Genomic DNA, 5,397 nt, shown 5'->3' on the forward strand with positions numbered 1-5,397 from the left:
CCGGAAGCGTTCCAGGTGAGGGTCATTAGCGCCCATCGACTCGGAAGCCAACACGCTCACGGCGGGTCGCAGGCGTTCCGGTGTAACATGGTCCGCCACCGGGAAGGCGAGCACCTCGTATGAGATCGACCGATCCGGGTCGGTATGGGACGCCACGGCGTAGTCTATCCCGCGCACCCAGTGCGCGCCGAGCGATCTGTAGAACGCAATTCGACGCCGATTGATGTCGTCAGCCGGCGCGTCGGGCTCCGGCGCCCGGGCCTCGAGCAGGAGATATCGCACTACTGCACGGCGGGTGCCCAGGTCGGAGATCAGTCGCGTTACAATCTCCCGGCCGACGCCGATTCGACGCCACTCCGCGTCAACCGCCATGTACCACAGGAATGCGATCTCGGCCGACTCGTGCACCTGGTAGAAGGCGTACCCGACCACCGCGTCCCCGAGGAATACGGCCTTCAGCCCGTATCCGTCGCTTCCCGTCTTGGACAGCATGAACTCCATCGACATCTGCTGTTCCTCGGGCGGGAACGCCTCGATATGAATGCGGTTCAGCTTGTCGCAGGTCTCCGAACTCACCGGCTCCGAAGGCCGGATATCGACGATCCTGACTCGGTCGCCCATCGACTGCTCCGCGTGCCAGTGAAACGGCCAGTTGACAATCGGCTCCAGCATCCCCTCCATGAGGATCAACGCGATGACGGACGCGATACCCACCCACAGCGCCGCTTCAGTGCGCCCCTGCAGCACAAGATACCATGCGGTACCGCCCGGCACCACGGTCAGCGCCAGGCCCGCGTTATCCAGCCATTGCCGCCGGGCGTAGTATCCGCGTAAGGGGCAAGCCGCGCACTGATCGCGACTCGATTCCACAGCGAGATGGTGTTTGCGCACGGCTGCTGTGCACATTAAATTGTAGACGCAATCAACGGCATAGAATCCGCCGAGCGCCACGACGAACACTTGGTACGCGACGGCCGAGAACGGAAGGATAAACAGGACGAAGACATAGGGCACCTCGAGGATCATGTCCACGCACTTGCCGGCCGGAGTGAGGTGGTCTGACAGCGCCTCCCAGGCTTCCTTCGTCTCCGCCTCCTCCTTCGACGTTCTCCAGACGCGAAGGAACGCACAGAAGAAGCACAGGACGCTCAGAATCGGGTTCAGCAGGAGCCACTCATGGGGGTACTCGGAGCGCGTGAGAAGTAAGTACGCTATCGGCACGCCCGCCGCCGACACGAGTACCTGCTCGAACACGCTGCGCTCCACAAACGCCGACCACTCGTGCTGAGCGACGGTAAGCTGCTTACGTCCTGGCATCGTGATTTCCACTCCCCGGGGCTAGCCCGGATCATTCATGGCGTGTTCAGGTGCTGTCTGTGCTGCCGGCCATGAGCGTCATGAATCATCCGCGCGCAACTGCGCGTTGACGACGCGGCAGCCATCCCGCCGACGCGCGCCGCAGTATGAATAAGCCGGATCAAGGTGAGCTGCGTGCCCCCGCGTCCGCGCCCTGGATTTCCACGTTGCCGCGCCCCAATCCTGGCATCGCGGATGATCCGGCGGATTGGGGAAGCGGAGGACCAACGAAAGTCACGCGTGTCCGTCCGCACAAGTGACTCCGAGGACGCGCGGCGCAATGCGTCGCCGGATCGACGCAACGCCCTGAGCCGGCTCAAGCACTTGCCAGAGGAACCGCTGCAGGAAGCCTTCAGCTGCGTCCCCGGTAGCCCGAACCGCGTGGGGATTGACGCCAAGCGTTCCCGCCTACCCGCCTCCGCTGACTCTAGCAACCGCCTGCTCAAACAGCGCCACGTCATTCGCGAGTTGGTCCGGGTCGTCCTCGGCGTAGATGCCGACGCACACCGCATCCTGCGGGCGCATCTTTCGGGCGGCGTACGCGAAAGCCTCAGCCGGATCGTTCCGCCCGCACGCCATGATCTTGTAGTGGATCACCGGCCTGGAGAGCTGCTGGATGAGGTCGGTCATCGCGTCACGGTCGCGCGGAGAAAACCGCTCGTCCTCGCCGGGTCTGTGCTCCGCGTGCCGCGCGCGGTTCGACGGGTTGTAGTAACAGCACATGTAGAAGTCAGGGTCCGCGTGCTCTTCCGCCCAGGTGAAAACGCCGGGCGTGTGGCCCGCCACCCCGGCGGGCATCCCCGCATCGTGGATCATCTTGATCGCGTCGCGCGCTTCATCGAGCTGACCGCGCGCGAGAAGGTTGTCCATCACCCCGCCGTGGACAAAGCACGCCTTCGCTCCGCCGCGGATGGCGTTATTGACGCCGCGCTCGATCGTCCCCAGTTCCGGGCAGGTCTGGGCGATCCACTGGATCGTGCCGCCTTCGTTCCAGTACTCCAGCAGCACGCGCATGATGTGGTGGTCGGCACGTCCGATGTGCGTCGTGATTCCCAGCCGTTCGGCCTCGCGGCAGGTCGCCTTGATGCGCTCGCAGGTGAAGTAGCGCGTCATCCGCGCGTCGGCTTCGGGGTTCTGGTGGCTGAACCCGCTGAACGGGTTGCCTCCCAGAATGAAGCGGCTGATCGTGATGTCTCTCAGAACGACGGTGCTGATGGCCAGGATGGTGCTCCTTTTCGGGCGCGCGGCCGGAGCCTGCCCGGCAAAACTACTTCCAGGGGTGTTCCTCGCGCGGCGCCGGCCCTCCTCTGGACTGCTGCGCCTGGTCGCGCTGCTTCCATCCCCAGCCGAACGCCCCCATGCCGCGCATGATGAGCACCACCACGCCGAGGGTTATCAGGATATCGCCGAGGCTGAATACGGATGGCCGAGGATAGGGGTGGGGGAGAAGGTAGCGGTCAGCGAGGAACGGCAGCCGAGTGCCCGCGTCGAGCAGCGTGTGCGTCGGGTAGCGGCCGGACTCCACGAGTTGCACCATCTGCTGCTGGCCCGAGGCGCCGACGAGATCGGCGTCCGCCGGCATCGTGCCGCCGTTGGCCGCGATCACGGCGAAGTTCATCGCAACGCCAAGCGCCGCAACCCACATCGCCCACAAGTGCCGGTTGGCGACCACCGCCGCGAGCAGCAGCACGTAGGAGAGGATGTGGAGCGCGGGGGCGATCCCGATCACGGGCTGCCACCCGCGCACGCCGAGGACGACGATCACCGCGCGCACGCCGAACGCCGCGACGAACACCCATGGCCAGCGGAGGTCCAATCGGCCCAGGCGCGAGAACCGCCCGCCGGCGATGAGGGCGATGACAATGCCCAACACCGCCCCGTCAAATAGCATCCAGCGCCTCTTCGCAGCGGACCGCGTCCACCATCGCCTCGCGCGCCAGCATGCGCACGAACGCGTGCACTGCGCGCGCGTCCAGCACCGCCCCCGATTCCTCGACCAGGCGCCGCACGGCCTCCTCGGGCGGCAGCGGCGACGGCGACGCCGCCGTCAGATTGTCGTAGCGCTCCGCCACCGCGATCAGCCGCGACCCGAACGGGATGACCTCCCCCGGCTCCGGGTACGGCCCATGGTCGAAGCGCCGGTCGTGGTACCTCACGATGGTGGCGACGTGACTCAGGAAATCAATCGGTCGCAGCACCTCGTACCCGATCTGGGCGTGCCGCTTGAGCCGGTCCGCGTGTTCCTCATTCGGCACGGGGCCGTTGTTGAGCGCTTCGGCCGGCACGCCTACCTTGCCGACGTCGTGCAGGTAGCCGGCGTACTGTATCGCCTGCACCTCCTCCGCGGACAAACCCATCTCCTCCGCCGCTGCCGACGCATAGCGCGCGACGCGTTCGCCGTGGCCGACGGCCTCCTCCTCGCCGCCGTGAATCTTGGCCTCCATCAGCGCCGACAGCGTGCGCAGGGTCTTGTCGTACACGCGGTACATGTCCATGTACAGCCGTGAACCGTAGAACAGCAGGCCCGTCGGGAGCACGATCACCCCGGCGACGAAGATCCAGCCATACCCCCCGAACAGCGCCTGACGGTGCTCGTACAGCAGCGCCACCAGCAGCCCCACGCCCGCGAGGGCGGCGTCCAAAGGCATGACCAGCTTCGCGTTGCCAAGCCACACGCTGCGCACCGGAGCCCTGCGCTCCAGAGCCACCGCCAGATTCACGGCCGTGATCTCGCTCCCGAACAGCACCGCCGCCGATCCCGCGATGCGCGCCACGTCAGCGAGCGTCGCCACCCGCACGTCGCCCACCGTGCCGCCCATCAGCACGTAGTACGTCGCCCCGGCGAGCAGCAGCGATATCGCCGAGTGGCCGACGTTAAACAGCGTTTTGTAAAACGGCACTCCCCGGCGCACGATGACATCGGTCCACAACGTCGCGAGCACCGCGACGAACGCCGCCAGATACGGCCCCACGATGAGCATGCAGGCATAGAACACCGCGAACCCGGCCGACACCGCGCCGCCGCGCGCCATGGGCACGATCATCATGTCGAGCACGCAGCCCATGACCAGGAAGAACGCGACGTCCGCCAGCACCGCGCGCGTCGTCGTGCTCAGGCCCTCGAGGTCACCCCAATGAGCCGAGGCGGCGACGGCGACGAGTCCCGCGGCGCTCACCAGCCAGACGTATACCTTAAGTGCCTTGGACATGACCGCTCCGCCGCGCGTGGGGTAGCTCCCCCTGCTGCCACAGCTCCACCAGCACGCGCACAACCTCCGCGTCGAATTGCGTCCCCGAGCCGCGCGACAGCTCCGCAATCGCCGCGTACTCCGGCATCGCCGGGCGATAGGGCCGGTCGGAGGTCATCGCGTGAAAAGCGTCGGCCACCGCGATGATGCTCGCCGCCACGTCTATCTGAGCACCGCTCAGGCCGTCGGGATAGCCGGTTCCGTCCGGCCGCTCGTGGGTCGCCCGCACGATGTTTGCGGCCCCCGGCTGCACCTCAATCGCCGCCACTATCCTTTGCCCCTCCGCCGGATGCTGCTTGATCAGCGCCCAGTCCTCCTCAGTGAGCTTCTCCTTCTTGTTGAGCACCGACTCCATGACGAACTTGCCGATGTCGTGCAGGCGCGCCGCGAACAGCAGCGCCTCCATGCGCGTCTCGGGAAAATCGAGCTGCCGCGCCAAGGCCTCCGCCAGCGCGCTCACATGGTCGGAATGATCCTCCGTATACGCGTCATACGCCTCCAGCGCATTAGCCAGAGCATCCACCGTCTGCTGATGCACCTCGCGCATGTCCACGTAGCCCTTGAAGGCATACCGCGCCCAGAATAACGGCAGCAGGAACAGCGCGACTCCGACGTAGCGCAGGTCCGGGACCTGGTACACCATCGCCATCAGCACGCCGAACGGGGCCAACGCCAGGTACCGCGGCCCCATCCACCCGAAGCCCACGCGCCACGTGCCCAGGAGGTGGCGGCTCTCTTGGAGCGCGACGGCGATCGCCACCGCGAAGCTGTTGACCAGGGTGTACGTCAGACC

Annotated in this window: 5 protein-coding genes; all 5 read right to left on the reverse strand. The window is 66.3% G+C overall.

The features are described from left to right. A partial coding sequence (locus JSV65_03365) for a GNAT family N-acetyltransferase (GenBank protein ID UCH35402.1) occupies window positions 1-1,317 on the reverse strand: 1,317 nt, incomplete at its 3' end. A gap of 447 nt (window positions 1,318-1,764) precedes the next feature. Beyond that, on the reverse strand, window positions 1,765-2,469 hold the full coding sequence (locus tag JSV65_03370) for a hypothetical protein (protein ID UCH35403.1): 705 nt from the start codon (window positions 2,467-2,469) through the stop codon (window positions 1,765-1,767). 154 nt (window positions 2,470-2,623) lie between these two features. Next, window positions 2,624-3,247 (reverse strand): DUF5317 domain-containing protein, encoded by a 624-nt coding sequence (locus JSV65_03375; GenBank protein UCH35404.1) that lies wholly within the window; start codon window positions 3,245-3,247, stop codon window positions 2,624-2,626. Further along, window positions 3,237-4,565, reverse strand: coding sequence for an HD domain-containing protein (locus tag JSV65_03380; GenBank protein ID UCH35405.1), 1,329 nt, complete (start codon window positions 4,563-4,565; stop codon window positions 3,237-3,239). The genes JSV65_03375 and JSV65_03380 overlap by 11 nt, the downstream gene beginning before the upstream one ends. Beyond that, a partial coding sequence (locus tag JSV65_03385) for an HD-GYP domain-containing protein (protein ID UCH35406.1) occupies window positions 4,549-5,397 on the reverse strand: 849 nt, incomplete at its 5' end. The genes JSV65_03380 and JSV65_03385, both read right to left, overlap by 17 nt.

It is taken from the genome of Armatimonadota bacterium (assembly GCA_020354555.1).
In the GTDB taxonomy this organism is placed as follows: domain Bacteria; phylum Armatimonadota; class Hebobacteria.